The sequence below is a fragment of the Pyrodictium occultum genome, from assembly GCF_001462395.1.
Taxonomy (GTDB): domain Archaea; phylum Thermoproteota; class Thermoprotei_A; order Sulfolobales; family Pyrodictiaceae; genus Pyrodictium; species Pyrodictium occultum.
The window spans coordinates 83307-101711 of record NZ_LNTB01000002.1 but is presented as its reverse complement, the minus strand read 5'-3'; the positions used below and the strand labels follow the sequence as shown (position 1 = coordinate 101711).

General features: G+C 46.8%; 20 protein-coding genes. All 20 read right to left on the bottom strand.

Features of this window, described 5'->3' with window-relative positions; genetic code table 11:
* Positions 1–39: 39 nt before the first annotated feature.
* A complete protein-coding gene (locus CF15_RS08320; RefSeq protein ID WP_058371537.1) occupies positions 40–933 on the bottom strand; it encodes an SDR family oxidoreductase in 894 nt (297 codons plus the stop codon).
* Positions 927–1964: an NAD-dependent epimerase/dehydratase family protein gene (locus tag CF15_RS08315; RefSeq protein WP_201783121.1), complete on the bottom strand. Its 1038-nt coding sequence runs from the start codon at positions 1962–1964 to the stop codon at positions 927–929. Before CF15_RS08315 ends, CF15_RS08320 begins: the two co-directional genes overlap by 7 nt.
* A 15-nt stretch (positions 1965–1979) precedes the next feature.
* The gene (locus CF15_RS08310; protein WP_201783120.1) at positions 1980–3056 is read right to left on the bottom strand and encodes a glucose-1-phosphate thymidylyltransferase; all 1077 of its coding nucleotides are present in this window, start codon (positions 3054–3056) and stop codon (positions 1980–1982) included.
* Between the two features lie 167 nt (positions 3057–3223).
* Complete coding sequence (locus tag CF15_RS09375) at positions 3224–3421, bottom strand: sulfotransferase (protein ID WP_420820199.1); 198 nt, start codon at positions 3419–3421, stop codon at positions 3224–3226.
* Positions 3340–3888: a sulfotransferase family protein gene (locus tag CF15_RS08305; protein ID WP_168371379.1), complete on the bottom strand. Its 549-nt coding sequence runs from the start codon at positions 3886–3888 to the stop codon at positions 3340–3342. The genes CF15_RS09375 and CF15_RS08305 overlap by 82 nt, the downstream gene beginning before the upstream one ends.
* Before the next feature lie 162 nt (positions 3889–4050).
* Positions 4051–4737: a methyltransferase domain-containing protein gene (locus tag CF15_RS08300; protein ID WP_083494632.1), complete on the bottom strand. Its 687-nt coding sequence runs from the start codon at positions 4735–4737 to the stop codon at positions 4051–4053.
* 39 nt (positions 4738–4776) lie between these two features.
* On the bottom strand, positions 4777–5742 hold the full coding sequence (locus tag CF15_RS08295) for a class I SAM-dependent methyltransferase (RefSeq protein WP_236698216.1): 966 nt from the start codon (positions 5740–5742) through the stop codon (positions 4777–4779).
* Entirely contained in the window at positions 5703–6269 is a 567-nt protein-coding gene (locus CF15_RS08685; RefSeq protein WP_083494631.1) for a glycosyltransferase, read from the bottom strand. Before CF15_RS08685 ends, CF15_RS08295 begins: the two co-directional genes overlap by 40 nt.
* A complete protein-coding gene (locus tag CF15_RS08680; protein WP_083494630.1) occupies positions 6270–7475 on the bottom strand; it encodes a glycosyltransferase family 4 protein in 1206 nt (401 codons plus the stop codon).
* 25 nt (positions 7476–7500) lie between these two features.
* Positions 7501–8142: a hypothetical protein gene (locus CF15_RS09030; protein WP_168371378.1), complete on the bottom strand. Its 642-nt coding sequence runs from the start codon at positions 8140–8142 to the stop codon at positions 7501–7503.
* Positions 8143–8555: 413 nt separating this feature from the next.
* Positions 8556–9506: a hypothetical protein gene (locus tag CF15_RS08285; RefSeq protein WP_058371534.1), complete on the bottom strand. Its 951-nt coding sequence runs from the start codon at positions 9504–9506 to the stop codon at positions 8556–8558.
* A gap of 264 nt (positions 9507–9770) precedes the next feature.
* Positions 9771–10976, bottom strand: coding sequence for a glycosyltransferase family 4 protein (locus CF15_RS08280; protein ID WP_083494629.1), 1206 nt, complete (start codon positions 10974–10976; stop codon positions 9771–9773).
* A gap of 82 nt (positions 10977–11058) precedes the next feature.
* The gene (locus tag CF15_RS09025; protein WP_168371377.1) at positions 11059–11571 is read right to left on the bottom strand and encodes a hypothetical protein; all 513 of its coding nucleotides are present in this window, start codon (positions 11569–11571) and stop codon (positions 11059–11061) included.
* Between the two features lie 18 nt (positions 11572–11589).
* Positions 11590–12111, bottom strand: coding sequence for a glycosyltransferase family 4 protein (locus tag CF15_RS08675; protein ID WP_269082840.1), 522 nt, complete (start codon positions 12109–12111; stop codon positions 11590–11592).
* A gap of 9 nt (positions 12112–12120) precedes the next feature.
* The gene (locus CF15_RS09020) at positions 12121–12702 is read right to left on the bottom strand and encodes a glycosyltransferase family protein (RefSeq protein WP_168371376.1); all 582 of its coding nucleotides are present in this window, start codon (positions 12700–12702) and stop codon (positions 12121–12123) included.
* Positions 12699–14231: a hypothetical protein gene (locus CF15_RS09015; protein ID WP_168371375.1), complete on the bottom strand. Its 1533-nt coding sequence runs from the start codon at positions 14229–14231 to the stop codon at positions 12699–12701. The genes CF15_RS09020 and CF15_RS09015 overlap by 4 nt, the downstream gene beginning before the upstream one ends.
* Positions 14232–14457: 226 nt before the next feature.
* Positions 14458–15153, bottom strand: a complete 696-nt coding sequence (locus CF15_RS08670) for a class I SAM-dependent methyltransferase (protein WP_083494627.1) — start codon at positions 15151–15153, stop codon at positions 14458–14460.
* On the bottom strand, positions 15134–16081 hold the full coding sequence (locus CF15_RS08275) for an SDR family NAD(P)-dependent oxidoreductase (protein ID WP_058371532.1): 948 nt from the start codon (positions 16079–16081) through the stop codon (positions 15134–15136). Before CF15_RS08275 ends, CF15_RS08670 begins: the two co-directional genes overlap by 20 nt.
* A gap of 11 nt (positions 16082–16092) precedes the next feature.
* A complete protein-coding gene (locus tag CF15_RS08455; protein WP_083494626.1) occupies positions 16093–17208 on the bottom strand; it encodes a glycosyltransferase family 4 protein in 1116 nt (371 codons plus the stop codon).
* A complete protein-coding gene (locus CF15_RS08270) occupies positions 17184–18338 on the bottom strand; it encodes a glycosyltransferase family 2 protein (RefSeq protein ID WP_083494625.1) in 1155 nt (384 codons plus the stop codon). Before CF15_RS08270 ends, CF15_RS08455 begins: the two co-directional genes overlap by 25 nt.
* Positions 18339–18405 lie beyond the last annotated feature (67 nt).

The following is an 18405-nucleotide window of genomic DNA, read 5'->3' as shown; positions in this document are numbered from 1 at the left end:
GGCATACACCACCAGAACGGCTCGGGGTTCCCGGAGGATTTAAGTTGGGGGCTGGCCCGTCTCGCCGCGAAGCTCTCTCTTGAATAGGCTGAGCGCGTGGCCTAGGTCGTTGAGCCTTAGCCCCAGCATTCTTGAGGCCTTGGAGGAGTCAAGGCTGCTATCCCTGGGCCTTGGAGCCTTGAAGTCCACGCTATCCATCGAGGCGGGCTCTATGAGCCCCTCGTCTAGGCCGAAGGCTCTGGCTACTGCGACGGCGAAGTCGTACCTGCTCATCCGGGGGCCGGCCACGTGTAGTATCCCCTCGTAGTCGGCTTCGACCGCCAGCATTGCGAGGGCCTCGCCTAGGAGGGTGTTGAGCGTGGGGGAGAGCCACTGGTCTGTGAAGGCTCTCACCCGCTCTCCTCGCATGAGCTTCTCGACCACAACCTTGCCGAAGTTGGGCCTCCCCGGGCCCACGCCGTAGACCGCTGAGGTCCTGGCCACTACGCCCCCGAGGGCTAGCGCCGCCTCCTCTCCTAGGAGCTTGGTGAGCCCGTAGAAGTTGACGGGGGAGGGCGTGTCTTCCTCCCTGTAGAGCCCCCTCGCCCCGTCGAAGACGTAGTCCGTCGAGAGGTAGACTATCCTGGCTCCGAGCCTGTAGGCCTCCCTGAGGAGCTCCCTAGTCGCCTCAACGTTCACCCTGTAGCAGGCGCTTCTATCCTCCTCGCAGAGGTCGACGTTTCCCATAGCGGCGGTGTGCACCACGGCGTCGGGCTTGTACTCCCTCACGAGCCCGCGGGCGTCCCGGGTGAGGTCCCTCCTAATGGTCTCCACACCCTTAACTCTGACGGGATGCTGGTTATAGACTCCGACCACCTCGACCCCCCTGCGGGCGAGGGAGAGGGCGGCCTTGTAGCCCGGGGAGGAGCTGACCCCCGTGACCAGGGCTACCACTTTAGCAGCACCTCCGGGTTCCTGGAGAGTAGCTCCCTATACCACTGAACCGTTATCCAGCGGGGCTCGGGCTTCAGCTTCCCCGTGAGGAGCTCGTGGTATACCTGCTTGACTCCATCCTCCACTGTGTAGAGTGGCTGGAAGCCGAGTAGCCTCCTAGCCCTCCCGAACTTGACCCTGTAACTCCTCCTGTCAACCTCGCCCCGGAAGACTATCTCGCCCCCGACTATCCCGCGCACTATCCTAGCTATCTCGATTATCCTGTAGTTCTGCTCGTCCGAGCCGATGTTGATTACCTGGCCCTTGAGGGGGTCTGGGTCCCTCTCCACGGCCTCCAGCACCCTCTCCACGGCCCTAGCCACGTCTAGGACGTGTACTAGGGGTCTCTCCTGCATCCCGTCGCCCTCGACGTATATCCTCCCCTCCCGGTAGGCTGAGAGGGTCATAGCGTTGACTACGAGGTCGAACCTCATCCTCCTCGATGGCCCGTAGACTGTAGCTAGCCTGAGGGCCACGGGGGTGAACCCTTCGCTGGCGAGGGGGAGAACGGCCCTCTCCGCTAGGAGGTTGGCCCTGGCGTAGACTGTCAGCGGCCTGGGCTCCGCGGCCTCGTCGACGGGCCCCTCCTGCCTCCCGTAGACGCTGCAGCTGGAGAATAGGACATAGCAGGGGACCCCCCTCTCCCTCGCCATGGATGCCATCCTAGCCCTGCCCCTGTAGTTTATGGAGAGCGTGAGCTCGGGGTTGAGGTCCCCCGCGGGGTCGTTAGGTATGGCGGCCATGTCCACCACGCAGTCGACCCCGCTGAGAACCTGGGGGTCTACGCTCCTCACGTCGGCCTCTACAAGCTCGAACCCCCTCTCACCTAGCACGTGCTCTACGACATCCCTCCCAAAGATTAGCTTGTCGACGCATCTGACCTCGTAGCCCCTCCTGAGGAGGTATGGGGTGAGCGTTGTGCCTATGTAGCCCGCGCAACCCGTGATTAGGACCCTCACCAAGCCACCCCTCCAGCCGACGTCACCGCGCATACTCCAGTATCGGCGCTATATCTCGACCCGGCTGTAATTCGATATCGCCAGCCTGATCTCCCCGTGTATCTCCCTGGAGGCCCTCACGATGGAGCCCTGGCCCACAACGCTGTCAACGAGCCTAAGCCTTTTGACGTCTATGACGCTGTCGCTCATTATGAGCGACCTCGATATGGAGCCCGAGAGCACCCTGGACCCGCTCTCTATGGACACGTAGTGCTCGACCGCAGCCTCCCCGCCTATGCGGGCCCCCCGGCCTATGTAGGCCGGCCCGTAGACCCTCCCCTCGACTACGGCGCCCTCCTCCACTATAACCCTCCCCACGACCTCCCCCGCGACCTCCCCGTCAATCCTGGGCTTGGACTCGTCCAGGAGGAGGTATATCGCCTCGAGGAGCCCCTCGGGGGTCCCGACGTCCTTCCACCAGCCGTTTACTACGTCGTAGTCGACCCTGTACCCGTTGTCTATGAACCACTGTATCAGGTCCGTGACCTCGTACTCACCCCTCCACGAAGGCTTGAGGGCCGTGAAGGCCCTCTCCACCAGGTCGGGGTCCCTGAAGAAGTAGACCCCTATCAGGGCGAGGTTTGAGGGGGGCTCCCTCGGCTTCTCCACCAGCCGCACGACCCTGCCGTCCCTGACGACCGCGACGCCGAACCTCCCGGGATCCCTGACCCTGGAGAGGAGTATGAGCACGTCCGGCTCCTCCTCCAGGAACCTCTCCAGGAACCCCCGTACCCCCCCGGCGAGTATGTTGTCACCAAGGTAGACAACGAAGGGCCCATCCACGAAGCCCTCCTCGACGGCCAGGTGTATAGCGTGCGCTATCCCAAGCCTCTCCCCCTGCCTTATGTACGTGAACCTGGCCCCATACCTAGACCCATCACCCAGGTAGCCCGTGATCAAGTGGCCCAGGTAGCCGACCACAACACCAACATCCCTAACCCCAGCCTCCACCAGGTGCCCGATGGGGTACTCAATCATAGCCCTACCCAGCAGGGGCACCAAATGCTTAGGCATGGCGAGGGTCAGCGGCCTAAGCCGCGTGCCCTCGCCGCCCGCAAGAACCAGGCCCCTAACGCCGCCGCCCAACGCTGAGCCCCCGGGGGAGGCAGGGCGGCGGGCAGGGTATAAACGGGGGCCGTGAGCCGGCTACCTTCTCCCCAGGAGCCTCCCCATAATGTACCTGAGCGCCTTCCTCGGGTTCGTCAAGCCCCTGACGATCCTTCGGGCCATCTCCTCCCTCCTCATCCTCCTGACTAGCCTCTCCCTCTCCCCGGGGAGAGCACGAAGGCAGTGGCCCTCCTGATCCTCTCCTCACCGGGCTCCAGGCCTATGGACGAGGCTATCCTCCTGACGTGAGCCTCCGGGCCGGCTATGAAGTCCTCGTAGCGAACGTCCAGTCTTCTGAGGCCCGGGTGCTCCCTGAAGAACTCCTCAACCCTCTCATAGCACACCCTGGCCAGCCAGACCCCCTCTCTATGCTCATCCCATCCCTCCTCTTGAGGGAGCGCGCTATAGCCTCCCAGTCGCGGTGGCACACTATGAAGTAGGGGTTCTCGAGGTGGGGGAGGTACAGCTCCACGGTGAGGGAGGTCCTGGGATCCTTCCAGCCCCACACCTCGTGCCTCCTCCTCTCCTCCTCCGCGAGCGGCCTTATCCTATCGTAGAAGCGTGGGGCGACCGCCAGGATCGCCTCCCGGGCCGGGGGGTTGTCCCAGCTCCCACCGGCCGCCCTCAGGATCTCCTCGTTCAACTCGACGAAGTCAAGGTCCTCGAAGTGGCCTAGAGGGTTGGACCAGTGGGCCCCGAGGAGCCTCTCGCCCATGTTAACCCCGAGTATGTGCAGAATCCCAGCTACCATCGAGGTTCCAGACCTACCCATCCCCAGAACAATTATTGTCTTCAATTCCTTCGCACCCAAACTAATCTTTAACTTACGTTCTTAGATAATATTCTACTCTCCTATTTTAGCGTTTTGATAGCTTGCTGGTAGATAAAATAAATTGTGAAGCTTGAATAAATTAAATTTTATATTGTGGATAAGCCTAATATAACAACGATTCTTTGATAAAGAACTAAGTACTTAAACCACGATTTTCTTTTCTATGAGACGTAATAAGCCTCCTGGCAGTAGCCACTTGGCCTTAGAACTTAATAGTCTAAGGATAAGCCTCCTAATAAGTGGAGCATCGCCAATATCTGGAATGTCTCTTGTTCTCCTCCCTAATATTATAGAGTAAAGCGCTATGTTCGACAAGTCAGCTGGTACATAGTTCTCTGGCTTCTTGGCCTTAAGAAAGACCCCAGGAGCCTGATGATCCTTTTCTAATTTTATAATGTTGAAATCAGCGAAGATCCTTTTCATGTCCTCAATTTCATATCTCCAGAAATCGTAAGGATAGGCATGATAAGGGAAACTTCTAGATCTAGTCGTGATATAAATGTATCCCCCACGTTTCAGCACACCCTTCATGTTATTTACTACAAGCCTCCAATCAACGACGTGCTCAAGCAACTCCGTACTAATCACCACGTCAAAAGATTCCGGGCCAAAGTATTCTAGGAGCCTTTCAGCAGGCAACACCAGGTCTACAAACTTACCGGGCTCTATATCCACTCCAATGTATTCTTTAGGTTGGAAATATTTCTCAATCAACGGACGCACACTTCCATTAACATATCTACTTCCAACCTCTAATACCTTTTTACCCTTAAACTCCTCTGCTCTCGCGTATTCAATAAAGAACTCTAGTACAGATACATGACACAAGACACCTATCTCCGCCCACTTCTGGTTCCAATCCTCAAACTATCTCAAGAGATATTTATAGTTATTCTTAATCTCGTTCCAGAATTTGTTTACCTCACAACCGGTTTCAGGCAGGTGTGGGACAATGTCGTGGAAAGCTATTATACCTCCTTTTTTAACTAGTGGAGAATACATTTCAAAATCCTTCTTAACACCCTCATAAGTATGATCCCCATCTATGAATAAGACGTCCAGTTTTCTCCCTCTGAGGATTCTTTTGACCTCCATTAGGGTCGCTTGCGAGTGTGAATCCCCTCTTAGGAGATATATTTTCTGATTGCCCCTAGCAAATGACCTGTAAAGTTTCTCTCTCCATGGTGGATAGCTGAAGCCGAAGCTATGGCCTTTGGATGCTCGGTTATCCCATGGTAAGTCTATGGATATGAGTGTGGCATCTTCATCCGCTACCTGGCTGAGCAGGAATAGTGTCCCCCCTCGCTCAGTGCCTATCTCCAGAATGATTTTAGGTCTTATTTTCTGCAGTATGCTCAGGAATTCTCGGATTTCCTCCTTTACTTGGGCAGGCCTTATGGTTAACGCGTTGATAAGGTCGATATCCGACAATTGGTGAGACTTTACTAGTGGTAGGCCAACAAATTCAAAGGCAAAGTCTATTAGGTCATCTAAGCTTACACCCTCCCTCAACAGCCTCCTATACTTGGCCGTAAAGTAGGCTGTAACGAAATTCCTGAGCAGCCAGCTCCTAATCAATAACCGTAAGCTTGATCCAAACAGTCTCAAGAAGATAGTCTTCATTACTCTCGGCAGAGTCAATTGGATAAAAAGAGGTATAAATGTATAGTAGTCCCCACAAGTCGTGCATATCTTACGGTAATGGAGCCTATGCTTCCTTAACACTTTTTTAAGTATCGCATAGTATTCATCAGGATAAGGGCCGTAGTCAATGAGTTTTCTTTTCTTCGGCTTTACACCTGTTGACCGATGATAAACGGGAAGTGGTAGCACATAACAGTTGAACCCCTCCCTTTGTAAGGTGAGGCAGTAATCCTCGGAATGGAATAAAGATGCCATCCGTTGCATGTATGTTCATCATACTTTAATCTCTGGAAAACTTTTCTCGGCACAATTATAAGCAGGGGATCTAGCGTTTGAACCTTCACAGGTTTTGATATTCTTATCTGACCAGCCGGTCGCGGTGGAACACCATGAATAGCATTAGTTATAACTCCACGAATATCACATCTTTTTCCAGCCACACCTGCAGCACCTAGCTTAGGCAAGTTCCGTAGAATTCTCTCCGCCTCCTCAATCCAAGTATTCCCCAATAATCTTACGTCTTGATGAACAAACATTAGATAGTCGCCACGTGCCCTTAAGCCTCCATAGTTGTAGGCATTAGCAGCTGAAGGAAAATCGCCTTTCCTGTTATCTAGTGCTATAAGCTCATAATCTGCACTTTGATTCTTCAAACTCTCTAATAACCACTCGTTTAGTATCCTTACATCATTGTAAACTACGATCACCGAGATCATTTATCTAATACCTCCCTTAACCCTCCTGTAAACACTTAGTAATTGCTTTCCTACGTTATTCCATGAATATTTACTTAAGACTGCTTTAATAACCTTATATGGTGCCCGTCTGTTTATTTGAAGAGCATTTATTATTCCAGAGGCTAGGGCTTCTGGATCATTAGGTTTAACTAGTATTTTCGGCTCATACTTGTATAGAAGATGTCTGATGCTTGGCAGATCATAGCCTACTATAGGCTTGCCTGAAGCAATATAGTCGAGAAGCTTGTTGGAGGGTAGGAACTCGAACTGAGTACCGGCTCTGTGGGGTATTACGAGAACGTCGGATAGGTAGAGGTAATAGTATATTTTTCTCCGGGGAATATTTTCGAGAACTATGAGGTCTTGATCACTTATGCCGGTTCTGCCCGCTATATTAAGTGCTTGTACTCTGTTTGGAACTATGAGTAGCAGTTTTATGTTTTCTATGCGGTGCTTAGCTATTTTGAAAGCCTTCAGTAAATCGTGAAACCCATGGAAATACGATACTGTTCCCACATAGGCAACCACATGCTCATCTTTTATGCCAAGCATGTTCCTCATTTGATTAGCGAGATCCTCATCATAACTAGGGATATCATTAATGTCTATACCATCTGGAACCACAAATATCTTGTCACCTGGCAGTCCATACCTGCGTATAAGATATTGCTTAAGGGGCTCCGAGGGAACAGTGAAGGCTTCTATGTATTTATCTCTCACGCGCATTACCTCAATTATCCTAGACAGGTTAACTAAGAGCCAGCCTGCAAGAGAAATGGATGGGCTTTGGGATTGGAGCTCGAAAAGCCCGTGAAGGTCTACAATTATGGGGGCTCCATTATATTTATGAATACCTACCGCTAAGGGTAAGGTGAGAATCCAATGAGCATGAATTACGTCAGCGTCACGTATTTCCTTATTTATCATGATACGTGTTAAACCAATATCAAAGAAATGCCTCGACATAATGCTTGAATAATTTATGGATAGTAATGTTAATGCTCTTAGGAATCTAATCTTAACCCACTCTAAATTATGTAGTTGGGATAACTCTTTGTTTATGAACGCTGAGGCAAGATATATTTTCTCCATATTGGGGGCAATACTCTTTATAAGCCCTGTAATCCTTATAGTCGTGCCTTCACGTATCCTTAGATCATTTGGTGCTATTATAAGAGGCTTCATTTCCCTAAGTACCTCAATTTTTAAACTAAGGAATATTTAACAGCTTTCTTATTTCTCGATTCGTTTCCTTGACACTTCTTCCTTCAGTAGATACGTAAAAAGTGTTTTCCACGTGTTTACTCCATAGGGTAAATACTTTCTCTTGCACCTTGAGGTAAGAGGGTGCTTCTGGAGGAGTATTTCTAGCCTTCCAGCGGTACGGCAGGGATTGAGCATTGCACACTAATATGATCGTTGTTGAGTCGATGTAGAGAAGTCTGAGTAAAACATGCATAGCCCTCATTAAGAATTTCTTATTTAATCTAAGTATTAATTTCGCATGAACATAATCCACAAGAATTCCAGGCAAATACTCCTCAATAAGAATGTATTTGTAAAACTTAGAAGGTATTCTAACTCTAAATAAGGCTAAAAGAGGAAGAATAAAGACATTAATTACTAGGTCCAGTACAACCAGCAACCGATGAATAAAATAGAGACCTATTCTACTAATATTCATTCTTCTAAATATTCGCAGTAAGTTATTTGTAAAAACAAAATATGTTTTCAAATAAGTAAACTTTGATCTTTGACCTCTTTTCTTTAAATATGCTTCTAAATATTTTGCCTGTGTAGTTTTGCCAGCCCCAACATGGCCAACAAACACAATTATATGCCTCCTCGGCAAGGCTAGCTTTCCCCTTTTTAGCGAGGTATATGCCTACATCAGCCCTCTCACTAAGATTCCTCTATCTTTTGCCCTTTTAGAACAAATACAACGTATCAATATGGGTCCGTGTTTTTCTTCCGACGCATCCACTAATCTTGTAGATAGATTATATGTTTTTCTAGAATCTTTTTCTGAGTTCGGCATTTCCCCTCCTTAGGGCTTCATTAAAGTATAATTTTCTAAGCTCGTTTGAGACGATTCTTTGTTAGAAGATCAGACAGCTTAGAAAATACTCCTAGAATCAAGCTCCTTAAGTCCAATAACTGTAGCCGTAGCAGCTATTAATAGCATTTTCTTATATTCCATGGCTCAACACAAAGTTCGTCATATAATGGCTATGACGAACTCTCATCTTAAACCTTACTATGCCTTTAAGCCATTGCAGGTTCGCTCTTATTCAAAGCATTATATACCTCGTCTTTCCTAAACACCAGAAGGCTTCTACCTGTTGAACACGCTATGAAGTCCTCTCCCACACTCACCTGCATATAGTGGTTAAAATGCTCATCAAACCCCTCAACATATAGGGGATACCATGTTTTCAAATCTTTAGAGACAACTATCGCCTGAGGAGTGCCTAGAGCAGCTACCCATAAACCATTGCTTAGCAGCTTCAAATCACTCATCTGGGCAAGCTTAACTCTCTCATTAATCCATTTAAGAAATATGAACCTCCACCTCTTCTTGCTAGGATAATATATCCCTACACCACCCCTCGCAATCCCGCTATCCATACCGAACACGATTGTATCCTTCAAAGGAACGATGGGGACGAACTGCCAGGGACCCCTGTAGAGAGGGCGCCAGTTCTCCCCGCCATTAGCTGAGACAGCAACTCTCAATAAATTCCCATCCCCGAGCGTGGCTACTAGCCAGCCTCTAAACGGATCATACACTACGCTGTGAAAGTGCTTAGAGCCTTTATCGAGATCCCTATTAGTGATCAATAGCCGAGAGCTCTCGTAATCCCTATCCAGCTCAAATATTCCCGTAGGGCTCTCTCCATACTCCTGGACATAGACGTGTCCATTCGCTCTAGTTGCATGCCAGAAGATGTTAACCGGCAGGTGAGCCCTAAGGACACTTTTAACCTCACCACCCCTTAAGGCGTAGAGCTTATTATCTACTGAGAACAGGAGGGAATCTCTCCATGCATCCAGTACAAAGCCTCTAGAACCCTTTAGAGCTGCAAGCTTGTCCTCAACCTCCAGTTCACGGTTGAAAGAAGCCAGGGAGAGCCTACCATCTGACTCCTTTAATAGAGCATATACACGGCCCCCAGAAACTGCGACGCTTAAAACGGGTAGCGTCACAACTTTCATACTATCACCCTTTAACCTTAAACGATATCAAGTAAAGCTTGCTTCCCGCCCTCTTCTTATAAATATTAAAGAGTATTTTCATTAACGTAATATTGTACATTGTTAGCGTTTTACCTTTCTCTAAGTTTATCTGCCTAGAGAGTGCCTCGCCTTCAGAAGGCCTGGAACCCACGGCTCGATCCCTGGGCTGTGAAAAACGTAGGTATAGTTGCCGTCAGTATTATAGGTATTAGTCTGGTCTGCCGGCCTCATTATCCCACACATTTATATAGTAAACACTTTCATCAGCTCTCGCTTAATTCTTTCGTTATTAAACTTCCTCGTGACAGACTCCCTCAGCTTAAACCCCATATCGACTAGCTGCTCCTTGGAGAAGGATAAAACGTGTTCGATACGGTCCACTAGCTCGCCTGCATCGCCTGGCGTGAAGAGCATTCTCTCGGCGGGTGTACCCTCAACTATCTCGGGGACCCCGCCCACCCTCGAAGCTATTGGTATCGTCCCGGCCAGCATGGATTCGAGGACAGCGTATGGCGAGGGCTCCTCGACTACTGATGGGAAGAGGAGGGCGTAGCTCTCTCCGTGAAGCCTTACAATATCTTCATGCTTCAGGTAGCCTAGCACCCTATATGCTTCATTAAACCTTCTGTTCAGCTTCTCGACGAGGAGCCTGCTTGAATCCCTGAATCTCCCGGCTAGCAGGAATTCTACATTGGGATAATGCTCCAGGATTTTCCGGGAAGCGCCCAGGAGAACATGGAACCCCTTAATGTAGCTGTCACCGCCTAGATATAGGAAGGCGGGGTCTCCAAGCCTCTTCTCCGTTGGGGGGACGTCTGGGAGGGGGTTGTATACGACCCTGATCCTGCCCCTAAGCTCTGGCGCTATCTCAGCCACTATTTCCGCCTGCCTCCTTGAGACGCATACGACTGCATCCGCCTGTCTAACCCACAGCCTGTAAAGACCTATGAGAGGGGTCGCCAGGGATCCCAGGACAGCCCTCCCAACGCTGCCATGCTCGTAAACCTCGTACCGGGCCTCGTAGCTGACACCATTCAAAACACTACCGTGGCGGCCTGCCGGTATGACGGAGTTGTAGGAGAAGGGCTGGTAGTCGTGGAGGTGAACAACCACCTTCTTCCCAAGCCTCTTAGCAATAGGTATTAGAGGATAACCACAGGGGGAGTATGATGGAATATACAATATATCGAATTTTTTTATAAGCTTCTCATATTTATGCCTTACCACAGGATTAGTAAGTCTTAGTAACAACTTTACCTTATTTGAAGCTCTAAGCATAGGATCCACAATGAATTCAACGTTTCTTATCTTAGCCGATTTCTCAGTGCCAATAACAACAGTTATATTAAAGTCTCTATTCCTTGCTAGAATCCTAGTTATAAGATAAGTGGCTAGAGGACCTCCGCTACCCTTAGGCCAAAAGGGCTCTGAGATAATAAGTATTTTCAACTTGGACTTTTCACTAAATACGCTGTCTTAGTTTAATAAACTGGAATTTTTATTTCCGAACAACGCTGTGACACAAAACATTTCATCTACGCCAGACTCTGAATTTATAAGGTACAAGATAACCTAGAAGTAGCCCTAGTCTTAAAGCTGTATTATTAGCTAAATGTTTTACATCATGAGTAATTAAAGCGGTTAAGACCCCTCCTAATAATCTAGCAACAACTTCCTCAAGCATATGTCTTTTCTTGATTCCTACAAGTCTAGCCCCTGCACCTTCCCAAAGACCTTGTCTAAAATAACGGCTTATACCTGCTCCATATTTTAGCTCCTTTAGATGAATACAACAGGGTTTAAAAAGCTCTATCCATAGGTATCCCTTAGATAATATATGTTGTGCAAGGCTGAAGGTCTCAAGTGCTGAAAGATCATGTCGTGGTTTCCAATCTATAACTGTCTCCCTCCGTATAAGAACAGCAAAAGCATGTCCTCTAGTAGTTAATATAGAGCAACTTCCAAGCAATCTGTTCAAGTACTCTTCACAATGTAATATTAAACTACAATTGTAGTTTAATATTACTATGCTAACTAGCACCACGTCCTTGCTTACACCTTTTTAACCCATCAATTTTCTATATAGTTGTAGATATTTCTTAGCAGTTATTTTTAACGAAAAATTTTCGATAACTCTTCTAAAGCCTTCTCTAGATAGTTTGCGTCTTAGGCTATCATCATGCAGTATTTCTAGAATCTTTTCAGCTAGTTCTTCCTCTGAGTTTACTAGTAGGCCAGCATTACCAACGGCTTCAGGGATGCTTGAAGCGTTATTTGCTACTACTGGCGTCCCTGAAGCCATAGCTTCTAAGAGTGTTAGGGAGCCAAAAGCTTCGGACAAGGATGTATGTACATAAACATCTGCAGCCCGATAATAATAATAGACCATAGTCACGTTGGGGCTCCATTTGAAATCAAATCTTACATATTTACTCACATTTAGCTTCTTAATCAGCTTGAGAATGAAACCCAAATACTTTCTATCTACTGTTCTCCCTTTAACTACCAGTAGAACATCTTTATCCTCACTAACCACATGTGGGAGGGCTTTGATGGCCATCTGGAGGTTTTTCTCAGGGCTTATCCGGGCGACCTATAATATAACCCTTTTATTCAATGGTATTGACAGTTTTTCTCTCGCTCTCTGCTTAGTGATATTGAAGGGGTTGAATATCATAGTATCTATGCCGTGATGTATAACTATCGGCGTGAACCCGAGCACTCTCCTAACAGTATAGGCGGCATGATTGCTTGCAACCACGAACGCATCAACTTTAGATCTTATTTCCTCTAATTCTTTAGGCGGATTAGCTAGATTTATTATATCTAGCGATCCATGAAGGAAGAAAAGCTTAGGTTTATCTACATTTAACAGTCTTTTCGTAAGAGGATTTTTTGAATCATTAAGATGGATTACATCAGATCCTCTACTAAGCCTACCTACTGGAATGTTACTGGTAATATTTTTGTCGTATTGCTGGGTATAAGGTAACCCGAAGCCCGTGAAAAGCGGTGTTAGCTTATTAAGTGCTTTAAAGTGGTAATAATACCCGCCCATAAAGTAGGAAAACATATTCGTTATGAGAGTAATTTTAACGTCCTCTCTACTCAAATAGTATGGTAAAGCCCAATTATATTGTATTAAAACACCTATTGTTTGGAAAAGAATCTTCAAGGGTTTCCCCATATCCCGATATATTTGTCGATGTTTAGAATTACACTAAATTCGTCTAGCTTATTCATGATGTTATGTGGTTCTACGTTGAAATTTCTTATAAACCAGTCTACATTACGTGGGTCCTTTGAGGCGCCTTTCAATCCTACCTTATCAACACCTATTATTGCTACCTTTTGCTGATAGTTGATTCTCCCATTACCTGCTGGTAGCGGAGCTGTGGAGCTTAGTGGTGCTGACAGTCTTGGATCGATCCATTTGGATGCTCTGTGGCCAAGGTATGGCTGTAGCTCTAGGGCTATATGCCAGCTGGTTCTGTCTGCCCAGCCAATATAGTTTCCATAAGTGTTAGCAGCCATTGTTGGATCCTGTATGCCGTAAAACGCAGCCGTGGAGATCAGGATTATGGAGGGTAATAGACTGAGTGGGCTTCTTGATACTTTCTTTACTACCATAGTTGCCAGCGGGATCATTAGTATGTATAGCCAGTAGAAGTACCTGCCGCCAAAAGTGGAGAGAGCGCGTAAGATATAGTTTACGGCTGTTCCGCTTAATCCTAGAAAACCTAACAGTTCCATGAAACTCCAAGAGTATTTCCAATGTTTAAATATTATTTTTGAAAGGAGAAGGAGTATGTATGAGGCTACTATGGAGGGAACAAAGGCCCAGGCTATGAAAAATGTTGATGTAGATGACGTGTACCAGGGTTTTGCTGTTCCATGGAAGGGGGAGAACGGTGTTCTCCCTATTAGTAAATCTATGAGTCTTGTCGTAGCACTTATTGTTGATCGTACAATCTCGTCAAGCATGTATAGGTATGTCCAATAAATGATGCTAATTGATACTAGTGTTGCTGAGAGCAATGCAATGTTTTTCTTAGAAACCCCCTCCCTTTCTATTAAGAAGAGGGGTAAAATGAATGCTAGAAACATCACAGTATAGGTTGCATGAGCAATTATTCCAGCAATCCATAATACTATTATAACTAGGAACAGTGTGTTTAAGCTCTGCCTAACCCTTATTTCCTTCACTAATACTGAGGCTGTTATCAGGAAAAGCACTATCGCATAAGCTTGGTGAACTACCTGGGTTAGAGCGATTGGGGGAGTTATAGATAGAAGCAGTATACCTACTAATGACTTAGAGTAATCATTACTTAAGTTCTTTATAACTAGGTAAGTGGAGATCATATAAGTGAGCCAGAGGCTAAATTTTAGGAGGAGATAGTATGCTTCAATGTTTTTTAAGTTGAGGCCTAGCAATACTGCTAGAATATATTCGAGGAAAGGTATTAGATGGAATGGCTGATAGTACGTGTTTTCCTGGTATTTGAACGGTATCCATCTCCCATCTCTATAGATGGCTTGGGCGAACCCAATGAAGCGTGCGTCATCACCTAGTGGAAGCGGGTGCTTTGTAGATGTCATGACTATTATGGGCGTTATAGCTGTAGAGAGGGCTACCAAGAGCAAAGACTTTGGATTATGCTGCATTGATCCTAGTATGAGTAAGAGAATGAGTGCGATCATAATCGCATGTAAATATGGATACAAGACTAAATTTAATTTGATGAAAAATATTGTTATAAAAATGTAAATTATAAAAATTGAATGCATTAGTCTGTTACTAGTTTTCGGGCTGAGACTAGGTTTTATGGGGGCGATCTCTGAAATCACCAATAGGGAGAACCAAGTAATGGTCAGGATAACTGTGTATAGAACTAGTGGTGTTTGGAGTAGTGATAATACCGACATGTCAGCTCTTAACAGCTAACACTAATAGGTTAGCCGCCCAGGTCTTGCTGATGCGCGCGATAGATGCATCTAGAAGCCTAACCAGGCGTATGAAGCCCTTTACCTGAGTTTTTGAGAAGACCTGTGGATATCCGGCTTCATACTTTACTCTAAATCCGTGATAAAAGAGCATCTTCCTAAGTGCATCTAGGGTGTAAAGCCTTAGGTGTCCAGATATAACCTGTGTTACACCAAGAGGGTACCTGTACCTAAACTCTTTAGATAAGTCAATGCCTAGGATAGGTTTTCCGAGAAGTAGTAGTAAACGATTATACCATGAAGCCATGTTCGGAGTTGTGATCAGTAAGTATCCCCCTCTTTTTAGGACTCTATAAGCTTCTCTAAGTGCATGATCTGGGTTTTCAAGATGTTCTATCACGTCAAGCATAAGGCATAGATCAAAAGTATTTTCTGGAAAAGGAAGATCATCTCTGCTTATGTCAAGCTTGAAAGTAATTATACCCTTTTTATTAGCTATACTTAATGCGTTTTCGTCTACATCGATACAATATATTTCACTTACTTTAAGCTTATTAGCAATAAGGATAGTTAAACTACCGTCGCCACAACCTATGTCTAAAAGCTTTGAGTCACGAGCCAGTCTTAACCGGCTAAGAATAGAGTTTATGGCTGATACTTTAGGGTTCATTTGCGACATGCTTGGCCGCCTCCTTCACAGATTCTATACTATTCATTCTTGGTTTAAATCCTAAGCTTTTCAGCTTCTCAATACTAAGCGCTATTCTTTTCACATCACCTGGCCATCCTACTCCATGGGCTATAGGCTTATGGATTATCTCTACATTACTTAGCCCCATAACTTTTATAATTACATTTACTACCTCGTCTACCGTGATCCAGTCCTCGTTTCCTATATTGTATACTTCAAAATAATCATTCATGTTTTTGAAGGTAAGCATTGTGGCCTCGATGGCATCTGTGATATAGATGTAGCTCCTAACCTGTGTTCCATCGCCTAAGACTTCTAGCCTTCTCGGATTTTTCCTTAGTTTCTGAATTATATCGTATATGATGCCGTGTCTAAGCCTAGGTCCTACGACATTTGCGTATCTAAGAACAACGGATTTTATCCCATATAGCTTACTATATGCATGTATTAGCGACTCGCATGCAGCTTTACTAGCCCCATAAACGGATACTGGTTTTATCGGTGCGTTTTCACTAACCGGTATTTTCTCAGGCTCACCATAGACGCTGCTAGAGGATGCAAAGACGAGCTTCCTAATATCTTTCTTCCTCATAGCTTCTAGGAGGTTAAAAGTGGCCACTACATTCTCATTGAAATGTATATCGGGGTTTGTAGTGCTCACGCGAACTTCAGGATTGGCAGCATAGTGGAAAACGACGTCAACCCCCTCTACGACCCTCATACTTGTCTCAGCATCCTTGAGGTCTCCTCTAATTATTTCCAACATAGGATTGTCTCTATGATGAGCTAGATTACTATACCTGCCCGAGCTAAAATTATCGACTACTCTTACAGCCCACCCCTCTTTGAGGAGTCTATCAACTAAGTGGCTACCGATGAAGCCCGCACCACCAGTGATTAATGCTTTTCCCCTCATAAAATTGTCACCTAGCTATACAGTTTTTGAATGTATATTTTAGCGATCTCATCCCATGTAGGGACATTAGATCTAGGCTCATTAGCTACTTGTTTTAAGAATTCGCTTATTTTCATGGCTAAAACCTCACTATTGCTTTCTGGATCAATTATTAATGTTCTCCTTCTTTTATTAAAATTTGCTCCCCAAGGTTTTGCTATAACCACCGGTACTCCAATGGCATTGGCCTCATTCACACTCTGAGGATAAGATTCCTTTTCAGATAGCAATCCAAAGAAGTATGCTTGCGAAAGTATTTTGAGGTATTCCTCATATGGTTTAAAGTGTGAGATCACATAATTGATTCCTATATTATCTAAATATTTTTTAAGCTTTTCTCTATATGGGCCTTCACCAATAACCATAAAGCTAAGATCATATCCATATTTCTTATTAAGCATCAATATTATTTTAGCTAGCCTATGAATATTTTTATATTTCTCAATCCTACCTGCATAAAGAACATAATTGCTAGGTTTCCAATTGAGCCTTTTAACTTTCTCTTCAACCCCGTTTTCGATCGGTACAGCCGGCACCTGGAAATCTCTTGATATCAATGAAGCTTCTAATTGCGATACTGTATGAACCCTATATGCATCTCTTATTATCCTTCTAATTATTCTTCTCCATCCGATCCACAACATTCTCCTAATTACTGTATGACCTGTTCCATGATAATAAGGCGTTAAAATCAACTTGCAGTTTTTTCTTCGTCTCCAAATTTTCCATGCATAATATGTTAAAACACTATGTATGTTGTGAATATGAAGTACATCTATATCATCCAGCAGATTTTCCAACATTCTTTCAAACAAGGTCTTTTTTCTCGGTACATGATAAGCATTAGAGGGGCTCCATACAGGCCACCTAATTACATGTACATTATTGACATTATCTTCCTTAGGAATCTCTATATTGGGTTCTCCAGAGAACACAGCAACTTTATGCCCCCATCTAACCAGCCTCTCAGCGACAGACTTCACTACATACTCCACACCACCTATATGCGGATAGTATCTAGGAGTTATGTAGAGTATCTTCATGGGTTCTGGAACCCGCCCTTTTACTGTTTGGTCTGCTTTTCCCATGTTATCTCCTTTGTGTGTAGGTTTCTTATCATTGCTGCTGTGAGGTATAGTTGTGTTGTTATCCACGTCCTGTACGGCTTGTACGCTAGTAGCGCGGCGGCTAGGGCTAGTAGTATGATGGCTGAGGGGCTTTTGTGGGCGGCGGCTAGTGCTAGTAGTGCGGCGGCGGCTGGTAGTAGCCATGGGTTGGCTAGGTGTAGGTATGCCTCTACTGCTAGTATCCTCTTGAGCTGGCTTGGTGTTTTGTGGCTTGTTTTCAGGATTTTCTGGAAGTGTTGGGTTAGGTGTTGCGCTCTGCGGATCCTCCACCTGGTGTAGCCTTTTCTCGGCACTAGCTCTGTGCACCATACGTCTTCGGGTGTTATCGCCCTGCGGCCTTTGAGCGCTATTAGGGTTGCTGTGTGGCTGTCGTCTGCGCCGAGGTCTTCCGGGAATCCTCCTATCTCTTCTAGGAGGCTCTTCCTGTAGGCTGCTAGCTCCCCGTGGAATATTGGTGTTGAGTGGGCTTTGCTCTCTGCGAGCCTTACCTGGTTGTAGAGGCTCCTGTAGGCCTCCTCGACGCCCCCGGGGCCCTGGCCCGCCGGCTTCTTGAGGCAGGAGACGGCGCCCACGGTGGGGTCTGCCAGGTAGGCTACGGCCCTCCTTACCGTGTCTCTCTGGGGCCAGAACGAGTCTGCGTCGGTTAGGATTACGACCTCGGCGTCTGGCGGGATGTGTTTTAGCGCTGTGTTTAGCGCGTGCGCCTTGCCTCTCCTGGCGGGCTCCTCTACGAGCCTGACCTTTAGGTCTGGGTGCTTGGAGGCCCACCTTCTAGCCTTCTCCGGGGTGCCGTCGGTGCTGGCTGAGTCCACTACCACTACTTCGAGCTTTTCGCGGGGGTAGTCCTGCCTGTAGATGTCGTCGAGCTTACGCTCTATGAGGTCTGCCTCGTTGTAGGTCGGCACTACCACTACCACCCTGGGCGTGTACCCGGGGTCCCTCCTCAGCCCCCAGGGCCTGCGGAGCCAGGCCCTCCTGAGGTACAAGTAGTAGGCTAGGGGCACCCCGAAGTGTATGGCTGCGAGGGCTGCCCCGGCGGCTTCTAGCAGGGCTGTGTCCACTGCTGGCGTGTCTGGCACTGTTTCCTGCATGTCGTAGTCCGTGCTGCCGTGTTATGCTCGTCTGTGTGGGGCTCGGCGGCTTCTAGCAGGGCTGTGT